Annotated in this window: 17 protein-coding genes and 1 pseudogene; 14 read left to right on the forward strand and 4 right to left on the reverse strand. The window is 62.3% G+C overall.

The annotated features are described in order from the left end of the window. Nucleotides 1-87: 87 nt before the first annotated feature. The gene (locus AXW84_RS11715; RefSeq protein ID WP_082773849.1) at nt 88-2277 is read left to right on the forward strand and encodes a M13 family metallopeptidase; all 2190 of its coding nucleotides are present in this window, start codon (nt 88-90) and stop codon (nt 2275-2277) included. A 143-nt stretch (nt 2278-2420) separates the two neighbouring features. On the opposite strand, the gene AXW84_RS11720 is transcribed toward AXW84_RS11715, so the two are convergent. Beyond that, nucleotides 2421-2966 carry an IS3 family transposase gene (locus tag AXW84_RS11720; RefSeq protein ID WP_068233124.1) on the reverse strand — a complete coding sequence of 182 codons (546 nt, stop codon included), beginning with the start codon at nt 2964-2966 and terminating at the stop codon, nt 2421-2423. Nucleotides 2967-3276: 310 nt separating this feature from the next. Between AXW84_RS11720 and AXW84_RS11725 the strand changes: the two genes are divergently transcribed. The 13 genes from AXW84_RS11725 (at nt 3277) to AXW84_RS11785 (ending at nt 13884) form a co-directional block, all read left to right on the forward strand. After that, on the forward strand, nt 3277-4014 hold the full coding sequence (locus tag AXW84_RS11725) for an SDR family oxidoreductase (protein WP_068233126.1): 738 nt from the start codon (nt 3277-3279) through the stop codon (nt 4012-4014). A 109-nt stretch (nt 4015-4123) separates the two neighbouring features. Next, a complete protein-coding gene (locus AXW84_RS11730; protein WP_082773850.1) occupies nt 4124-5701 on the forward strand; it encodes an amidohydrolase family protein in 1578 nt (525 codons plus the stop codon). A 109-nt stretch (nt 5702-5810) separates the two neighbouring features. Next, the gene (locus AXW84_RS11735) at nt 5811-6005 is read left to right on the forward strand and encodes a hypothetical protein (protein WP_068233132.1); all 195 of its coding nucleotides are present in this window, start codon (nt 5811-5813) and stop codon (nt 6003-6005) included. A gap of 229 nt (nt 6006-6234) precedes the next feature. After that, nucleotides 6235-7224, forward strand: coding sequence for an amidohydrolase family protein (locus AXW84_RS11740; protein WP_068233135.1), 990 nt, complete (start codon nt 6235-6237; stop codon nt 7222-7224). 113 nt (nt 7225-7337) lie between these two features. Beyond that, nucleotides 7338-8327, forward strand: a complete 990-nt coding sequence (locus AXW84_RS11745) for an amidohydrolase family protein (RefSeq protein ID WP_068233138.1) — start codon at nt 7338-7340, stop codon at nt 8325-8327. A 155-nt stretch (nt 8328-8482) separates the two neighbouring features. Beyond that, nucleotides 8483-8791 (forward strand): transposase, encoded by a 309-nt coding sequence (locus AXW84_RS11750; RefSeq protein WP_071891237.1) that lies wholly within the window; start codon nt 8483-8485, stop codon nt 8789-8791. Then, the gene (locus AXW84_RS11755; RefSeq protein ID WP_071891241.1) at nt 8788-9660 is read left to right on the forward strand and encodes an IS3 family transposase; all 873 of its coding nucleotides are present in this window, start codon (nt 8788-8790) and stop codon (nt 9658-9660) included. Before AXW84_RS11750 ends, AXW84_RS11755 begins: the two co-directional genes overlap by 4 nt. A 42-nt stretch (nt 9661-9702) precedes the next feature. Beyond that, the gene (locus AXW84_RS11760; RefSeq protein WP_068227630.1) at nt 9703-10170 is read left to right on the forward strand and encodes a helix-turn-helix domain-containing protein; all 468 of its coding nucleotides are present in this window, start codon (nt 9703-9705) and stop codon (nt 10168-10170) included. Continuing rightward, entirely contained in the window at nt 10161-10826 is a 666-nt protein-coding gene (locus tag AXW84_RS11765) for an IS630 family transposase (RefSeq protein WP_082773621.1), read from the forward strand. The genes AXW84_RS11760 and AXW84_RS11765 overlap by 10 nt, the downstream gene beginning before the upstream one ends. A 44-nt stretch (nt 10827-10870) precedes the next feature. Next, nucleotides 10871-11299, forward strand: a complete 429-nt coding sequence (locus AXW84_RS11770; protein WP_068233147.1) for a methyltransferase — start codon at nt 10871-10873, stop codon at nt 11297-11299. 18 nt (nt 11300-11317) lie between these two features. Beyond that, nucleotides 11318-12085: a DUF4942 domain-containing protein gene (locus AXW84_RS11775; RefSeq protein ID WP_068233150.1), complete on the forward strand. Its 768-nt coding sequence runs from the start codon at nt 11318-11320 to the stop codon at nt 12083-12085. Between the two features lie 334 nt (nt 12086-12419). Then, complete coding sequence (locus AXW84_RS11780; RefSeq protein WP_068233153.1) at nt 12420-12713, forward strand: antitoxin VbhA family protein; 294 nt, start codon at nt 12420-12422, stop codon at nt 12711-12713. Nucleotides 12714-12762: 49 nt separating this feature from the next. After that, nucleotides 12763-13884 (forward strand): Fic/DOC family protein, encoded by a 1122-nt coding sequence (locus AXW84_RS11785; RefSeq protein WP_157886968.1) that lies wholly within the window; start codon nt 12763-12765, stop codon nt 13882-13884. Between the two features lie 17 nt (nt 13885-13901). Here the strand turns inward: AXW84_RS11785 and AXW84_RS24890 are convergent, their stop codons facing one another. The 3 genes and pseudogenes from AXW84_RS24890 to traM form a co-directional block, all read right to left on the reverse strand. Continuing rightward, nucleotides 13902-14075, reverse strand: a complete 174-nt coding sequence (locus AXW84_RS24890; RefSeq protein ID WP_157886969.1) for a hypothetical protein — start codon at nt 14073-14075, stop codon at nt 13902-13904. A gap of 120 nt (nt 14076-14195) precedes the next feature. Then, nucleotides 14196-15059: pseudogene (traN, locus tag AXW84_RS25870) on the reverse strand (conjugative transposon protein TraN). 11 nt (nt 15060-15070) lie between these two features. Then, complete coding sequence (gene traM / locus AXW84_RS11795) at nt 15071-16249, reverse strand: conjugative transposon protein TraM (protein WP_068233163.1); 1179 nt, start codon at nt 16247-16249, stop codon at nt 15071-15073. Nucleotides 16250-16327 lie beyond the last annotated feature (78 nt).

Below are 16327 nucleotides of genomic sequence, written 5' to 3' on the forward strand. Positions count from 1 at the left end.
GCCGGCTGATTTCTCTGCTTCCATGACAAGGAAACATTACTTTCGCCGTGTCAATTTCTACCCGGCCAGCCCAACTAATAAACAAATATGAAAAGCATTTTTCTGTTTTTTTTAGTAACTGTACCACTGAAATCAACTCCAAGTGTACAAAACACTTACTTCAAAAGCTCCCGGACAACTTACAGTAATAGTGTTTTTCGGGCTAAGACCGCGCAAAAATCGGCCGTTGCTCATGCTAAGCGAACGAATAAAAGTGCTCGTAGCAAAACAAGCAGTCGGCAGCACCAGACTAATAGTAAGCTGCTAGCACCCACTACTCCACCAACTTATGGCAGTTTTGGCTTTGATACATCCGGGATGGATAGAAGTGTGAAGCCCGGCGACGACTTCTATGCTTTTGCCAATGGCACCTGGCAGAAGAATACGGAGATTCCGGCTACTCACGGTAGCTACGGGATGTTCAATAAGCTTCAAGAGCTCTCGTTCAGCCGTATCCGCAGCATTTTAGAGGATGCCGAAACACACGCCGGCTCCCAATTGGGTGATTTTTACGCAAGCTTTCTGGATGAGGCCACCACCGACCGCAAGGGGCTAGCCCCCCTTAAGCCATGGATGGAGCAGATTGCGGCTGCTAAGGACAAATCGGCGCTGGCGGCTACCACTGCCGCACTCCAGCGCCAAGGAATTAGAACCATTTTCGACCTGCCTGGCCCGCTACAACAACCAGTTTCACCCGACGATAAGCAGCCGCAAGTGGAGGTGTTTCATTTGCTTCAAGGCGGCCTCGGGCTTCCCAGTCGTGATTACTACCTTAAGAATGATGCGGCGCTAGTGCTAGCCCGTAGCGCCTACGTCACGTATCTGACGCGGTTGCTGGAGCTGGCTGGTCAGGCGAATGCCGCGACGCGCGCGCAGGCAGTCCTGGCATTTGAGCAGAAAATTGCCCAAGTACACTGGACCGGGGTTGATTCCCGCGACGTGAACAAGTCGTATAATCGCTGGACTTCAGCAGATTTTGTTGCCAAGGCTCCTGGATTCGACTGGCCCAGCTACCTCGCGGGGCTGGGCTTAAGCAAGCAAGCAATGTTTATTGTTGGGCAGCCCAGCGCGTTTACGGGTGAGGCGCGGGCCTGGACAGCGGCATCGCTGGCCGTCCTCCAAGACCATCTGCTTCTCCACCTGCTCGATAAATACGCGCCTTACCTTTCCAAACCCTTCGTCGACGCGCACTTTGCGTTCCGGGGGACCGCCCTGACTGGCACTCTCCAAAACCAGGCGCGCTGGGAACGCGGCGTTGACCTCGTGACGCTGCAGATGCGGGATGCGGTGGGCCAACGCTACGTGGCGAAATTTTTCCCACCCGAAACCAAGGCTGTGGCCGACCGAATAATACGCACTGTTGTTGCCGCTTGGCGCGAACGACTGAAGTCAATAGCTTGGATGTCTCCCGCTACGCGCGAGAAGGCGCGGGCGAAGTTGGCCGCCATGCTACCGCTGGTTGGCTACACCAGCCATTGGCGTAACTATGCAACCCTTCGGGTTGTGCGCGGCGACTTGGTCGGCAATGTGCAGCGTGCCTATGCCTTTGAGTTTCAGTATCAGCTTAGCAAACTCACTGCCCCCACTAACCGGGACGATTGGGATATGACACCGATGCGGGTTGATGCGGAGGAAGACCCCGTCAGAAATATTATCACCATTCCGGCCGCCATTCTGCAGCCGCCCTATTTTGACCCCAAGGCTGATTTGGCGGTTAATTATGGTGGCATCGGGGCCTTCATTGGCCATGAGATTAGCCATTTATTTGATGACCAAGGCCGCAAGTACGACCCTGCCGGCAAACTTACTGATTGGTGGACCCCAGCGGACGTAGCACGTTTTACGGTGCTCACCGACCAGCTTATTAAGCAGTACGATGCCTATGAGCCCATCACAGGCCAACACATTCAGGGAGGGCTCACCCTGGGTGAGAACATGGCCGACCTGGCCGGCATCACCGTTGGCCACCAAGCCTATAGGATGGCGCTGGGCGGCAAAGCGGCACCCCTACTAGATGGCTTTACGGGCGAGCAGCGCTTCTACCTCGGCTGGGCGCAGATATGGCGGGTTAAGTACCGGGAGTCGGCCTTGCGCGCACAGTTGCTTAGTGACCCCCATCCGCCAGGGCAGCAACGCGTGGCCGAAGTTCGAAACCGCAGCGATTGGTATAAGGCATTTAGCGTGCAAGCCGGTCAGCAGCTTTACCTCCCTGCATCTGAGCGCGTACAGATTTGGTAACTGCGCGTGAAATACCAAGGGAAACAGTACAATATGATGCTCACCTCATAACGGGCGTAGAGGACTCTACTAACCGCAAGATGAAAATTATTTTTCCAAAATAGCCTTGTAACTGGGGTGGTCGGGTGCCAGTGGACACGGAGCTAAGGTAGGTTGATTTTCAGGTCGCGTTCAAATTGGTGGGGCGAGCGGTAATCCAAGGCGGAGTGGCGGCGGTCGAAGTTGAAGTAGGGGTCGAAATAATGGGCCACTTCCAGGCGGGCTTCTTCGGGGGAGGCAAAGGGGGTGCCCGGCGGCAACAATTCGGTGTTGAGCGTGCTCCAGCCCGCCTCGGCCTGGGCGTTGTCGTAGGGGTTGCCCGGCCGGCTGAAGCTGGGCACGGCCCCGGCTTGCGCGATGCGGGCGCGGCAAGCGGCGCTGGTGTACTGGCTGCCCCGGTCGGCGTGGACAATCAGGCCCGGCGCGGGTTGGCGTAGCGTCAGGGCGTGTTCCAGGGCGTGGAGCACCAACTCGGTGGGCATCTGGGCGGCCAGGTGCCAGCCCACCACGCGCCTCAAGCAGGCATCGCGCCACGTGGCCCCGTAGCCCCAGTGCCCGCCCACCAGGGGCAAGTACGTGATGTTGTTCCCGACCCAGACTTGGTTCGGGGCGGTGGGCGCAGGCTGGCCCAGCAAGCGGTTTTCGGCCACGGTGGCGGTTGGGTCGGCGACGGTGGTACGGGGCCAACCGCCTCACGCAAGAGGCCAAGGTGTTGCTGCGGCAAACCAGCTGGATTATCTCCGAAATCGCCGCCGGCCCGGGCTTCACCGACGGGGCGCATTTTCCAGCGCCTTCAAGCGGCAAACGTCCTTTTCGCCCGTGGCTTGCCGGCGGGCGGGCGAATAGGTTGATTTTTACAAGAAATGAATTGGCATATACCAGCCCGCGGCTAGTCGCCCGGCGCGCCGGGCCGTACAATCAGCACTGCCGGATAGGCAGGCAACCAGCCTCTTTTTTTCCATGAATCTTTCCAACAACACCGTGCTCATCACGGGGGGCGCGTCGGGCATTGGGCTGGCCCTGGCCGTGCGCTTCCAGCAGGCCGGCGGCACGGTCATCGTCGTGGGCCGCCGCGCCGACAAGCTCGCCAAGGCCGCGCAGCAGCACCCCGGCCTGCACACGCACGTGGCCGACGTGGCCACGGCCGCCGACCGCGTGGCCCTGGCCGCCTGGGTCATGGCCGAGTTTCCGGGCCTCAACGTGCTGGTGAACAACGCCGGCGTGCAAAACCGGGTATCCTTCGCCGACCTGGCCGCCGACTGGGACAGCCGCCGCCAGGAAATCGCCATCAACCTCGAAGCGCCCCTGCACCTGAGCGCCTTGCTCGCGCCGCACCTGGGCCAGCAGCCCGGCGCGGCCATCGTCAACGTGACCTCGGGGCTGGCCTTCGTGCCGGTGGCGGGGCTGCCCATCTACTGCGCCACCAAGGCGGCCATGCACTCGGTCACGCTTTCACTGCGCCAGCAGCTGTTGCCGACGGGCGTGCAGGTGGTCGAAATCGTTCTCCCGGCCGTGGATACCGACCTCGGCGGGCCCGGCCTGCACACCCACGGGGTGCCCCTCGATGCCTTCGCCGATGCCGTGATGGCCCGCGTGGCGGCCGGCGAGCTGGAAGTGAGCTACGCTTCTTCGGAAAAGGGCCGCCTGGCCTCGCGGGCGGAGGCGGAGGCGGCGTTCAAGCAGATAAATAATCGGTAATGGCCTGCTGCGCTGGGTTTAGTGTGTATTAAGCGCTCCGCCTGAACGGCGCCAATAGGATTTCACGACGCATCCAAGCGTTCAATAACCGACTACCCCTCCTTCCAAAATGCGTTATTTCCTTAGTAACCGCTTTTGCCAACTAGTGCTAGCCGTGGGCATAGGCACCCTGCTGAACGGCTGCGGCAGTCAAAACGCCGAAACCAGAATAGTGGACCCACCCACGGTGACGGGCGGGCAGCTCCTGCTCACCGGCGTCACGGTCGTGGATACCCACGACGGCCACCTCAGCCCCAACATGAGCGTGCTGCTGGGCGGCGGCAAGATTATCAGCCTCACGCCCACCGGCCCTACCCCCCCGGCGGGCGCGGGCGCGGCCAAGGTGATTGACGCGCGCGGCAAGTTCGTGGTGCCGGGCTACCTCGAAATGCACGCCCATCCGCTCATCTCGCGCGACGTGCCGGGCAGCCTGGCGCTGTTTTTGGCCAACGGCATCACCGGCTTCCGGCAGATGAACGGCACGCCCGAGCTGCTCGAAAAGCGGCGGAACGGCACGCTGCGCCTGGGCCCCGACGCGCCCGAGCTGCTGGCCATGCCGGGCGAAGTGCTGAACCCGCTCAACGCGGGCTCGCCCGAGGCGGTAGTGCAGGAAGTGCGGAAGCAGAAAGCCGAGGGGGCCGATTTTATTAAAGTAGTGACGGTGAGCGTGCCCACGTTCTTCACGGCGCAGGCCGAGGCCAAGCGCCTGGGGCTGCCCTTTGTGGGCCACCTGCCCGAGGGCGTGCCGGTACAGCAGGCCTCGCGGGGCGGTATGAAGTCCATCGAACACTTGGGCCCCAACGACGGCCTGCTGGTGGCATGCTCCACCGAAGAGGGCCGGCTGGAACAGGAAATTGCCCGCCTACCCCCGGTGAAGGGCCCACCGGTGAAAATTCCCTTCGCCGATAAGCTACTGGCCGACAAGCTGGAGCGCATCATCATCAACCCGCTCGTGCCCACCCCGCCGGCCGACTTTGCCCGGCTGCAACGCGCCATCGATACCTACAGCGACGCGAAAGATCGGCAACTCGCCGCGCAGCTCGTGGCCGACGGCACCTGGCAGGTGCCCACCCTCATCCGCCTGCGAACGATGGAGCTGGGCGACGCCCCCGAGTACGTCAACGACCCCAACCAGCGCTACATCCCGGCCGTTACGGCTAAGAAGTGGCACGAGGTGGGCCAGGATTTCACCCAAAAGCTGACGCCGGCCTTCAAGGCCACTTACCGCAACTTGTACGCCCTGCAATTGCGGCTGGCCAAGCTCTTCGAGGAAACCCACGTGCCGATGCTGGCCGGGAGCGACTTTGGCGGGGGCTGGCTGGTGCCGGGCTTTTCACTGCACCAGGAGTTTGACGAGCTGCAAAAAGCCGGGCTGGCCCCGCTCACCGTGCTGCAAATGACCACCTTAAACGGGGCCAAATTTCTGAACCGCACCGCCGACACGGGCAGCGTGGAGCCGGGCAAAAACGCCAACCTCGTGCTGCTCGACGCCAACCCGCTGGCCGACGTGCAGAACCTGCACCGCATCTGCGCCGTAGTGCGCGCCGGCCGCTACTACGCCCACGCCGACCTGGAGAACCTCAAGCAGCAGGTGGCTACCCGGCAGGCGGCGGGGCGGCGGCAGGCAACCTTTTTACTGCCTAAATGATTGGCTAGTAGGATTATTTTTGAGTAAGAGGAATGTAAAGGAACGTCATGCTCATCTGGCGTCCGCCTGTCGAAGCAGGACGGTCTTGCTCATTATTAACCAACCGACTATGGGCAACGCCTCCGCTCCCCTGGCCCCGGCCACCACGCTGCGCCGCCTCGAAGGCCCAGCCAAGGTACTGGGCCAGGTGCGCTACGCCGGCGACCTGAGCCGCCGCGAGGCTGGCCCCGACCTGGCCGTGGCCCTCACGAGCACGCAGGCCAGCGGCTCACCTCCCTGCCCATGCGCCTCGACCAGCTGTTGAATGCTGAGGCGCATGGGCAGGGAGGTGAGCGGGGGTAAGAAAATAATGTAAGCGCGTCGTACCAGTAGACCGTCATGCGGAACGCAGTGAAGCATCTCCACCGCTTCGTTGCAACGGCCTTGATTAGTAATGTGGTAGGGATGCTTTACTGCGCTCAGCATGACGGGCGTTTTTACCTGCTGCCCACCTCCTAACCCGACTATCTTACCCTAACCCTCTTTCCACAAGCATGAAAATCATTGGTTTAGAAGAACATTTCTGGACGCCTGAGCTGGCCGACGCCCTCACCAGCCTGCCGCCCGAGCAGCAGGACGACGTGCTAAAGGGCTATCCGCAGGACTTCAAAGACAAGCTGGCCGACCTGGGAGAGGGCCGGCTGCGGCACATGGACCTCATCGGGCTCGACATGATGGTGCTCTCGGTGTCGTCGCCGGGGGCGCAGGGCCTACCCCCCGCCCAGGCGGTGGCGCTGGCCCGGCAGGCCAACGACCGCCTGGCCGCCGCCGTCAAGGCCCACCCCGACCGTTTCGCCGGCTTCGCCACGCTGCCCACGCCTGACCCGGCCGCCGCCGTGCGGGAGCTGGAGCGCGCCGTGCAAGAGCTGGGCTTCAAGGGGGCCCTGATAAACGGGCGCACCGGCGACAAGTACCTCGACCACCCCGACTTTCGGCCCCTGCTGGCCAAGGCCGCCGAGTTGGACGTGCCCATCTACCTGCACCCGCAAATCGCGCCCAAGCCGGTGCGCGCCCTCTACTACGACGGCTTCGACCCCGAGCTGAGCATCGCCTTCGCCAGCAGCGGTTGGGGCTGGCACCTCGACGCGGGCATCGGGGCGTTGCGCCTGATTCTGTCCGGCGTGTTCGACGAGCTGCCCAGTTTGCAGTTCATCCTGGGGCACTGGGGTGAGATGGTGACCTTCTACCTCGACCGGGCCAACGACATGAGCGCCCGGCTGGCCCAGGCGGGCCGGAAAAAATCGGTGGCCGAGTATTTCCGCCAGAACTTCTACCTCACCAGCAGCGGCCTCTTCGTCACGCCCTACTTGCAGCGCGCGCTGAACGTGATGGGGGCCGACCGGGTCATGTTTTCCTCGGATTATCCCTTCCGGTATTTCCCCGACGGCACGGCCCGCAGCTTCCTGGAGCAAGCCCCGATTTCGTTTGATGACAAGGCCAAAATCGGCCACCTCAACGCCGAGCGCCTGCTCAAGCTGAAGTAGGCCTTGGTGCGGACGCTACGAGTCCGCGCCTGCTGAGTGGTGCCCCTTTTCCCGCCGTTCGCGGACTCGCCGGGTCCGCGCCACCCTGATTTTCCCCACATAATCAACTTCTTATGTCTGACCAAACCCAAGCTACCCCGGCCCCCCCGGCGACCGGCCGCCGGCTGACCGGCATCATCGACGTGCACTCGCACGCCACCTTCGACATTGGCGCGGGCCCCCCGCGGCTGAACCAGCCCAAATGGACGGCGGAGCTGGCCCTGGCCATGATGGACGCCAACGAGGTAGCCGCCACGGTGCTGACCTTACCCTACGCCGCCAACAAGGCCGAAGGTGCCGCGGCCCGCGACATTGCCCGCCGCGTGAACGAGCAGCTGGCCGCCGTGGTGCAGAAATACCCGACCCGCTTCACGGCCCTGGCCACGGTGCCGGGCCGCGACATCGACGGCACCCTGGCCGAGATGAGCTACGCCCTCGACACGCTGGGCCTGGACGGCGTCTCGACCGAAACGAGCATCAACGACGTGTACCTGGGCGATGCCCGCTACACCCCCTGGTTCGAGGAAATGAACCGGCGAGGCACCACCCTTTTCGCGCATCCGGCTTTCGCACGGGCCTCCGAGCCGCTCAGCCTGGGCCTGAACCCGTCCCTGCTGGAGTTCATGTTTGACAGTACCCGGATGCTGACCAACCTGGTGCTGACCGGCACGAAGGAAAGATTCTCGGCCATCAACATCATCACGACCCACGCGGGCGGCACGCTGCCCTTCCTGCTCACCCGCCTGCAAACCTTGACCCAGGCCTTCGGCACGGGCGAAGGGCAGGTGCCGCTGACGCCCGAGCAGCTGCGCGCCGGCTTCGCCTCGTTCTACTACGACCTGACGGCCGCCACTTCTCCGGCCCAGCTCTACGCCCTGGCGCAGCTGGTGCCGCCCGCGCGCCTGCTCATGGGCTTCGACCTGCCGTTCATGCCGGACTGGTCCTTTGCTCCCACCCGCCATGACGTAGAAAACTGGTCGGGCTTCGCCGATGCCGACCTGCCGCTGGTAGCGCACGACAACGCCCTGGGGCTGTTCCCCGGCCTAGCCGGGCGGCTGGCGTAGGCGGTTTCAATGATTCGTAAAAGCCCCTGGCCAGTACTTGGCTAGGGGCTTTTACGGGGCCAGACGAACCTGATTGTTAGCAAATGAGTGTTTTAGGCCTTCTTATTGAGGTGGTCGGGTAGGAATGGACACGGAGAAAGTAACTTTCCCCTGTCATGGAAGCAGAAAAATCAGCCGGTAAACGGCCACGAACCAAGTATGATGCAGCGTTTCGGAGCGAGGCGGTCCGCCGCGTGAACCAAGATGGGCAGATGGCGGCGCGGGTCGCCCAGGCGTTGGGCATGAGCGAGGCCGTGTTGGGCAAGTGGGTGCGGGCGGCCCGCGCGCAAGCCGTTCGTCCAGTGGGTAGCGAAGCGCTGGAGCAAGAAAACAAGCAGTTGCGGGCCCAACTGGCGCGCGCCGAAATGGAGCGCGACATTTTAAAAAAAGCGCTGACCATCTTTTCGCAACCGACGGGCCGATGAAACGCTTCACCTTCATTGCCTTACATGTCCATTGCTGGCCCGTACGGCAGCAGTGCCAGCTGCTAGGCGTTAGTCCCAGCGGGTACCACGCGCGGTGCAAGCGGGCACCCGCGTCGGCGGCCGAGCAAGCGCTTCCTGCTTGGCAAGTGGCGGCCCAGCGCGTGTTTACCACCCACGCCGGCCGCTACGGTCAGCGCCGACTACGGGCCCAGCTGCGCCGCGAAGGCCATGAAGTAGGCCGGCAGCGGCTGCGCGGTTGGCTCAGCGCCAGCGGCTTACGCGCGCTCAGTACTCGCACCAGCACGCGGCCCCCACGCACTACCCAGGCCGACCCGCAAGCCGTAGCTGCTGCTAACAAGCTAGCTACCTGGCCCGCCGCCACGGCCCCGAATCAAATCTGGGTCGGCGACATCACCTACCTGGCCCTGGCCACGGGGCAGTGGGCGTACCTGGCCTGCTGGCGCGATGCCTTTTCCCGGCGCGTGGTGGGCTGGCACGTGAGCGAGTCGCTGCACACGGACCTGATTTTGACTACTTTTAACCGGGCCGTAGCTGTCTGCCAGCCCCCACCGGGCCTGCTTGTGCACGCCGACCGCGGTAGCCAGTACACCAGCGACGCCTTTACTCAGCTGCTGAACCGCACGCAGGCCATTGCCAGCCTGAGCCGGCCCGGCAATCCCTACGACAACGCCTTGGCTGAGAGCGGCTGGAGCACGCTCAAAACCGAACTGCTGCCCCGCGGGGCCTGCTTTGCCGACCGGGAGGAAGCCCGTCTCGAACTAGCCGAATACCTCGACCACTACGACAACACCCAGCGCCTGCACTCGGCCCTGGGCTACTGCACCCCGCTCAAAATCGAACTCCACTAGTAGGATAAATCTAGTATCTTGTCGGGTAAAATGACCTGACAAATGGCGAAGTATTATGTCTTAGCGCTGAGGGCCGAAGAACAGGCCTCGCTAACGGAACTCGTGCAGCAGCGGCGCGTGGCCAGCGCCCGGCTTGTGCGGGCTCAGTGCCTGTTGGCCGTAGCTACAAACGGCTTGAACTGGAGCGACACCCAGACTAGCCAAGCCTACGGCGTGAGTACGCGCACCCTGGAGCGCCTGCGCCAACGCGCCTGCGAGGCGGGCGTGGAGGCCGCCCTGCTGGGGCAGCCCCGCCAGCAGTGGCCGGCCAGTAAGTACACCGGGGAGGTGGAGGCGCACCTGGCCGCGGCGGCCTGCTCCACCCCGCCCGAAGGGTACGCCCACTGGACATTGCGCTTGTTGGCCGCTCACCTGGTCACGCTGCAGGTGCTGCCCGAGGCCAGCCCGGCGATGGTGGGGCGGGTACTAAAAAAAATGCGTTACAGCCCTGGAAGCGACAGATGTGGGTGATTCCACCCGCTCAGAACGCGGCCTTCGTCTGCGCCATGGAACGGGTGCTTGACGTCTACCAACGCCCGTACGACCCAGCCCAGCCAGTCGTGTGCCTGGATGAGTCGCCCAAGCAATTACTACGCGAAAGCCGCGTGCCACTCCCGCTGCCCGATGGCAGCACCCGCTACGACTGCGAGTACCACCGCCAGGGCGTGGCCCAGGTGTATATGCTGCACGAGCCGCTGGCCGGTCGCCGCCGGGTGCAGGTCGAAGACCGCCATGACCGACTCACGTTTGCCCGGGCGGTAGCCCGCCTGCTGGAGGAGGACTACGCCCAAGCGACGCGCGTGACGCTGGTGCTCGACAATTTGTCGGCGCACCAGCCCGCCGCTTTTTACGAGATTTTTGACCCGGTACGGGCGCACGCCCTGTTGCAGCGCGTGGAATTTGTGTTCACCCCCAAGCATGGCTCGTGGCTCAACATGGCTGAAATCGAGTTTGCCGCCCTGCTCACCCACGGCCTGCCGCAGCGCGTGCCCGACCGGCCGACGCTGGAAGCGCACTGCTACGCTTGGCAACTAGCGCGCAACCAACTGGGGGCACCCACCAACTGGCAGTTTACAACCGAGAAGGCCCGCATCAAACTCAAACGGTTGTACCCGACAACCGGCTAGATTTGACCTACTAGCGCTTTAACCTACCTTAGCTCCCTGTCCATTTGGACCCGACCACCTCAGCCGACCCCGAGCTGCGCGCCGTGCTGCACGACAAGGGCTACAAGGTCATCGCCAATGACTTTCTGAATTACCGGGGCGACCATTTCTTCGACTTAATCGTGATGAACCCGCCCTTCTCCAATGGCGACCGGCATTTGCTCAAGGCCTGGGACGTAGTAGCCGCCGGCGGCGACGTGGTGTGCCTGCTCAACACCGAAACGCTGGCCAACCCCTACACCGAAACCCGGCAGTTGCTGGCCCGCCTCATCGAGGACCACGGCACGAGCGAAGCGCTGGGGGCCGTTTTTGCCGAGGCTGAGCGCTCCACCAATGTAGGGGTAAGCCTGGTGCGCCTGCACAAGCCGGCCAAGGCCGACCGCCTCACCTTCAAGTTTACCAGCCGGGGCCGCCGGGGGCCGGAGCTGGACTAAAACCTCTTCGCTAACGCCGTGGCCACCCGTGATGTCATCGGCAACATGGCCGCTGAATACGAGGGCTTGAAGGCGCAGTACGCCGCCTACCTGCAAGCCCGCGAGGGCATGAAGTTCTACGCCAAAAGCCTGTTGCGCAACGATTACCAGGACGTGCTAAAGTTGGCAGAGGCCAGCTTGGAGCGTGGCAGCCTGCGCACGAGCTACAATAACTTTGCCGACGAGATGAACCAGCAAATCTGGGGGCTGGTACTCGACAAGGTGAACATTCAGAAGCTGATGACGGTCGACGTGCGCCGCAACTTCGCGGCATTCAGCAAAGCACAGGGCTACCAGGAATTCACCCACGAGGCCGTGGCCGAGCTGGTAGCGTTGGTGCTCGACAACCGCGAAACTATCATGGAGCAAGCCGTGGAGTCGGTGTTCGATACCTTCACCAAGTACCACAAGGACAACCGCCTGCACGTGGAAGGCTGGGTAACCAACTCGCAGTGGAAGGTGAACCGCAAAGTGATTCTCCCCTACGCGGTAGAAGAGGGCTTCTCGGGCAAAGTCTTCTGCGTGAACTGGAGCCGGCGCGACGACTACGCCGACATCGACCGGGTGATGTGCTACCTAACGGGTGAGAATTACGATACCTGCGTGGGCATCGACACGGCTCTGGACCGCTACGGCAACCAGAATTCCAACCCAAACGGCGTGCACACGGTGTACAGCCGGTTTTTCGAAATCCGGGCCTTCAAAAAAGGCACTGTGCACCTGATTTTCCGCGAGGAATTTCTCTAGCAGGAATTCAACCTCCGCGCCTGTGCGGGTAAGCAGTGGCTGCCCGGCCCCGAAATGGCCGCCTACCGCGCCCGCCAAGCCAAGGCAAGCGCCCCGCAATCGCCCCCACTGGCGCCGGATGCGGAGACGCTGGCCGCGCCCGGCACGCAAATGCAGCTACGGCTAGCGGCCTAGGCCGCCAGAATCGGTGGGGCAGCAAGGTTTCTTCTTGCTGCCCCATCAGGGCAAATGGTGCCGGATGGTATGCGAGCTGCTCAGTTGGGCGAATAGCCTGCTTTGGCACATTTTCCCGTAACTTTCGTTTGTAGTAGTAGACCCACTAAGGCGATATACCATGGACATCACCGCGAAATTTGGCCCCAAGGAAGCTACCCGCGAGCAGCGGCAGGCCCTTTCGGACCGGGCCGCCGCGCTGAATGCCACACAGGACCGCAAGCTGAGCCCTTTCGCGGAGCAGCTTAACCAGCGCTACATCGAGGGCGAGTTAAGCTTGGCTGAAGTTAACGCGCAGCTGGATAGCTACTACCGGTCCCAGAGCCAGGCTGCCGTGCCGACCCGCGAAACCGTCGCGGCAGCACCGCCTCGGCCAGTACCCGTAGTGGCCAAAACCCGGTCACTCTCTCACTAGCTAGCCGCATACTCCCAGAGAACAGCGCTCGGCCAACTGGTTGGGCGTTTTGCTTTTCTACGTCGGCCCGGCCGCGAATACATTTATGACTGACGGTTTTACCGACCCCTACACCGGTATTCTTAGCAACCGGCTCCACATCACGGACGAAGATAAGCTGGCGGAGGTTGAAGGCAACTGCTTTCACTTTCGCATGCTGGAGGTGCTCACGGGTCGGGTAGAAGTCGAGCCGTATAATGCGCAGGGCTTGCAGGCTCTGCACCGACACCTTTTTCAGGATGTGTACGCGTGGGCCGGGCAGCTACGCGGCTGGGGGCAATTCCAAACCACGAAATCGAGTTCGGCCGACGCCGACGCCGTAGGCCAGCAGACCATGTTCTTCGGTAGCTACCAGCAGTTGCCGGAGCATCTGGATACCATCGGCCAGCAGCTAGCCGCCGAGCGCTACCTGAAGGGGCTGGATAAAGAGCAGTTTGTGGCGCGGGCGGCTTACTATTTTGACCAGTACAACTATGCCCATCCCTTCCGGGAAGGCAATGGGCGCACCCTAGGGCTAGCTTTTCAAGTGCTTGGCGAAAGTGCCGGCTACGATGTGAATCTGGTAGCGCAGTCAAACCCGAAGCAGTACAATCAGGCGCGGGACCACGCCATTCTGCGGCCAACGGGCAATGCTGAAACGGACCTGCAGCCGCTAAGAGCCTTTTTTGCCCAGATTACGACCCCGCTACCGGGCTTGGTGCTGACGCCTCCAAATGCGGTAGTAGTACCAGCTTTCCTGCAGCGGGTCGAAGCCATGCGAGAAGTTCAGCAGGCTCAGGAAGCAATTGCGTGGAATCTACTTGGCGGTAAGCACACTATGCTGGCGCGGCAGATAATGCAGGGCATGCGGGGCATCGTGCACCCCAGCGATGAGCAGCCGGCTCGCCTAACTACGCTGCGTAGTGGAGCAGAAATCCTGCAACAGATGCCCGTCAAAATGGAGGAGCCGCGCCTGGCTCAGCGCCTGGGGCGGCTACTGCGTGCTTTGCCCATGGTAACAGTCGTACTGCTCGTGGCTGGTCCCGTTCTGAAGGCAGAAGCGCATTCGGGACCGACGCTACCCGACGTCTCGAAAGAACCTGCGCAGCAACAAAAAGCCCCCGTGCCGAAGCGCCGGGGGCCGAAATTGTAGCAATGAGTGACGCAGACTTAGTAATCGTCCGAGTGACGACGGTCAGGCTTGTTTAGCTTGGCCACGGTCGGGCCGACCAGCAGAAATGCGCCGATAATCAGCAGCCAGATGGCTAAGCTGGGGCCCCAGCTAGGCCCCCACGAGGAATAGAGAAAAGCAATAACGGCGGCAAAAAACAGGAGCTTGCGCATAACGATAGATTTTGGTATTTTTCACAAGTATACTTTGTGAACGCAGGTACTAAGCTAGGAGTTGCCAGGTGCAAAATGAACTGCGGATATGCCCGGCTAGCCCCTACATGCCACCAGCTGCTACTTGAAGGTACGGGCTTTGAGCAAGTCGGAGTTGGCGAGCTTGAGTTTGATGTTGCGCCCGCCGCCCTTCTCGTACAGCTCCACAATGAGTTGCTTCTGCTCGGGAATAGTGAATTTCTTAAAGATGTACACCCGCTCCAGCTTGCCCTTGGCTTCAATCTTTTTCAGAGCCCCGTTGTAGACGTAGATGGGAGTTATCTCGATGGCCTGCTCAGCGGTGCGCTTGGCCAGTTACTTGTCCTGGATGTAGAATTTGACGAAGTCTACATCGTAGGTAACGTTCGAGCGGTTGGCTAGGTGCAGGGGGAAGAACAACGTTTCCTGCCGGTAGCCCACCGCGCCCGCCCGCAGGCTAAGCTGGTTGGCGCTTTCGCTGGCGGCCGTGCCGCTAGCCTCCAATGCCTGCTTGGAGTAGGCATCGAGGTTGCCCTGCGGGATGGGCGAGTTCGACAGAATGGCCTCGCCCGAGGCCGCTGTGCCGCCCGCCGCGCCCAGGTCCAGGCTCAGCACTTTGGGGTCGCGCTGGTAGTTGACCACGAACGAGTACAGCTTGCCATCGGAGGTTAGTACCGTCATATTGGTTTCGGGGAAGCCCGCGCCAGCCGCCTTCACGCGCACGATGTTTTCGGCGCCGGTGGCCTTGGCCGCGACGAGGCCCGAGCTGCCCAGGTCGACGTAGGTGACCGGAAATGGAAAGACTAAGTGGGTGGTTTTCTGCTCACTGATGTAGGGCGGATAAGTTGGTAGCTTGTTGGCCTCTGAGTAGTTCAGCATCCGGGCGGCGCTGGTCTGGGCCCGCGCGGGCGCGGCGCCGAGCAGGCTTACCAATAGTGCGCCGGTGGAAAGGGTAATACGGTTCATAGGGGGTGGGATTATTGGTCTTTGTCAACTTTGAGCATGAGGTTGTAGCCCGCTTTCAGGCGCACCTTCACGAGCCGAATTTTCTTCTGCCCGAGGCCCTTGACCGCATTGACGGCCACGCCGGCGGCGGCCGTAGCGGGGTCGGCGCTCATGGTCATCATATCGGCTGCGCCGAGGGCATCAGCCCCAGCTTGCTTGGAAGCGTCGCGGGTGATGGCGCCGGGAATGTGCAGGCCTTCCAGCCCGTCCACATCGTACACTTCCAGCGCGGCCGGGAAGATGCTGCTGCCCGATTTGAGGGTTGCGATGTTGATATTCAGCCGCTCGCCGGCCAGGCTGCACTTGCCGTAGATGAAGGTGTTGGCCGCCAGCTGGTGGCCATTCACAACCGCCGACTCGGTGAGCCGCATCTTCACCAGCGAGCCGGAAACTACTTCCTGCGACTCATGGATAACGGCTGGCAACGTGTTAGCATCTGCGCCGGCGCCCTCAGAAGCTAACCCCTGAAACGAAGCCGTGCGCTTGCGGCCCGAGCCGTTGGAGCCCAGGCGCGACACCACGGCATCCTCGTCGACCATCCGGGCGCGGGTGGCGGGCTGCTTCTTGACAGCCACGGCTGCCAGCGGTCGGGCGGCGGGCACTCCTCCCCCACTGCCAGTCATGGCCTGGGCATTAATGCGTTCGAGGGCCGCCTGGGTGCGGGCTTCGTCCAGTTCGCGCTGGTGCTGAGAGCGCATCAACTCCATCTGCTGTTCCGGGCTCAGGGAGGCGGTGCCGCCGGTGGCCACCGGCCCGCTGCTTCGTTGCGCGGCCTGAGCCGCGGCGAGCTGCTGCTGCGCGGCGACCACGGCCTGGTCGGCCGGAACCTTGCCGGGCTGGCTATTGGCGCCCACGCCAGACGTCAGGCCGCCGGCCCGGCCGGTATCCGGCCGGGCGCTGACCAAGTCGCGGTTACGCAGCGAATCGACCGGGGCGGCGTAGGCTTCCAGCTTGCTGGCCGTAATGGTCGAGGTGCCCGCCTGGGGCAGGTCAGTGTTGATGCCCGCGGTTGCCGGGGCCGCGCCGGCCGTGGCACCCTTGCCACCATCGCCGAGCCAGAATAGTACGGCCAGGAACGGCACGCCGACCACGGGAATGAAGGTGGCCATTTTGCGCGTGCGGTAAAACTGCGCGTCTTTGGTGGTAGCCATATGCTTAGCGAGATACTGTGATAAAAAGCAAGAAATCGGACAAGTTTTTTACCTTTGGAACTCCTAAAGGAGGACCTT

This window comes from Hymenobacter sp. PAMC 26628 (genome assembly GCF_001562275.1).
Lineage (GTDB): Bacteria > Bacteroidota > Bacteroidia > Cytophagales > Hymenobacteraceae > Hymenobacter.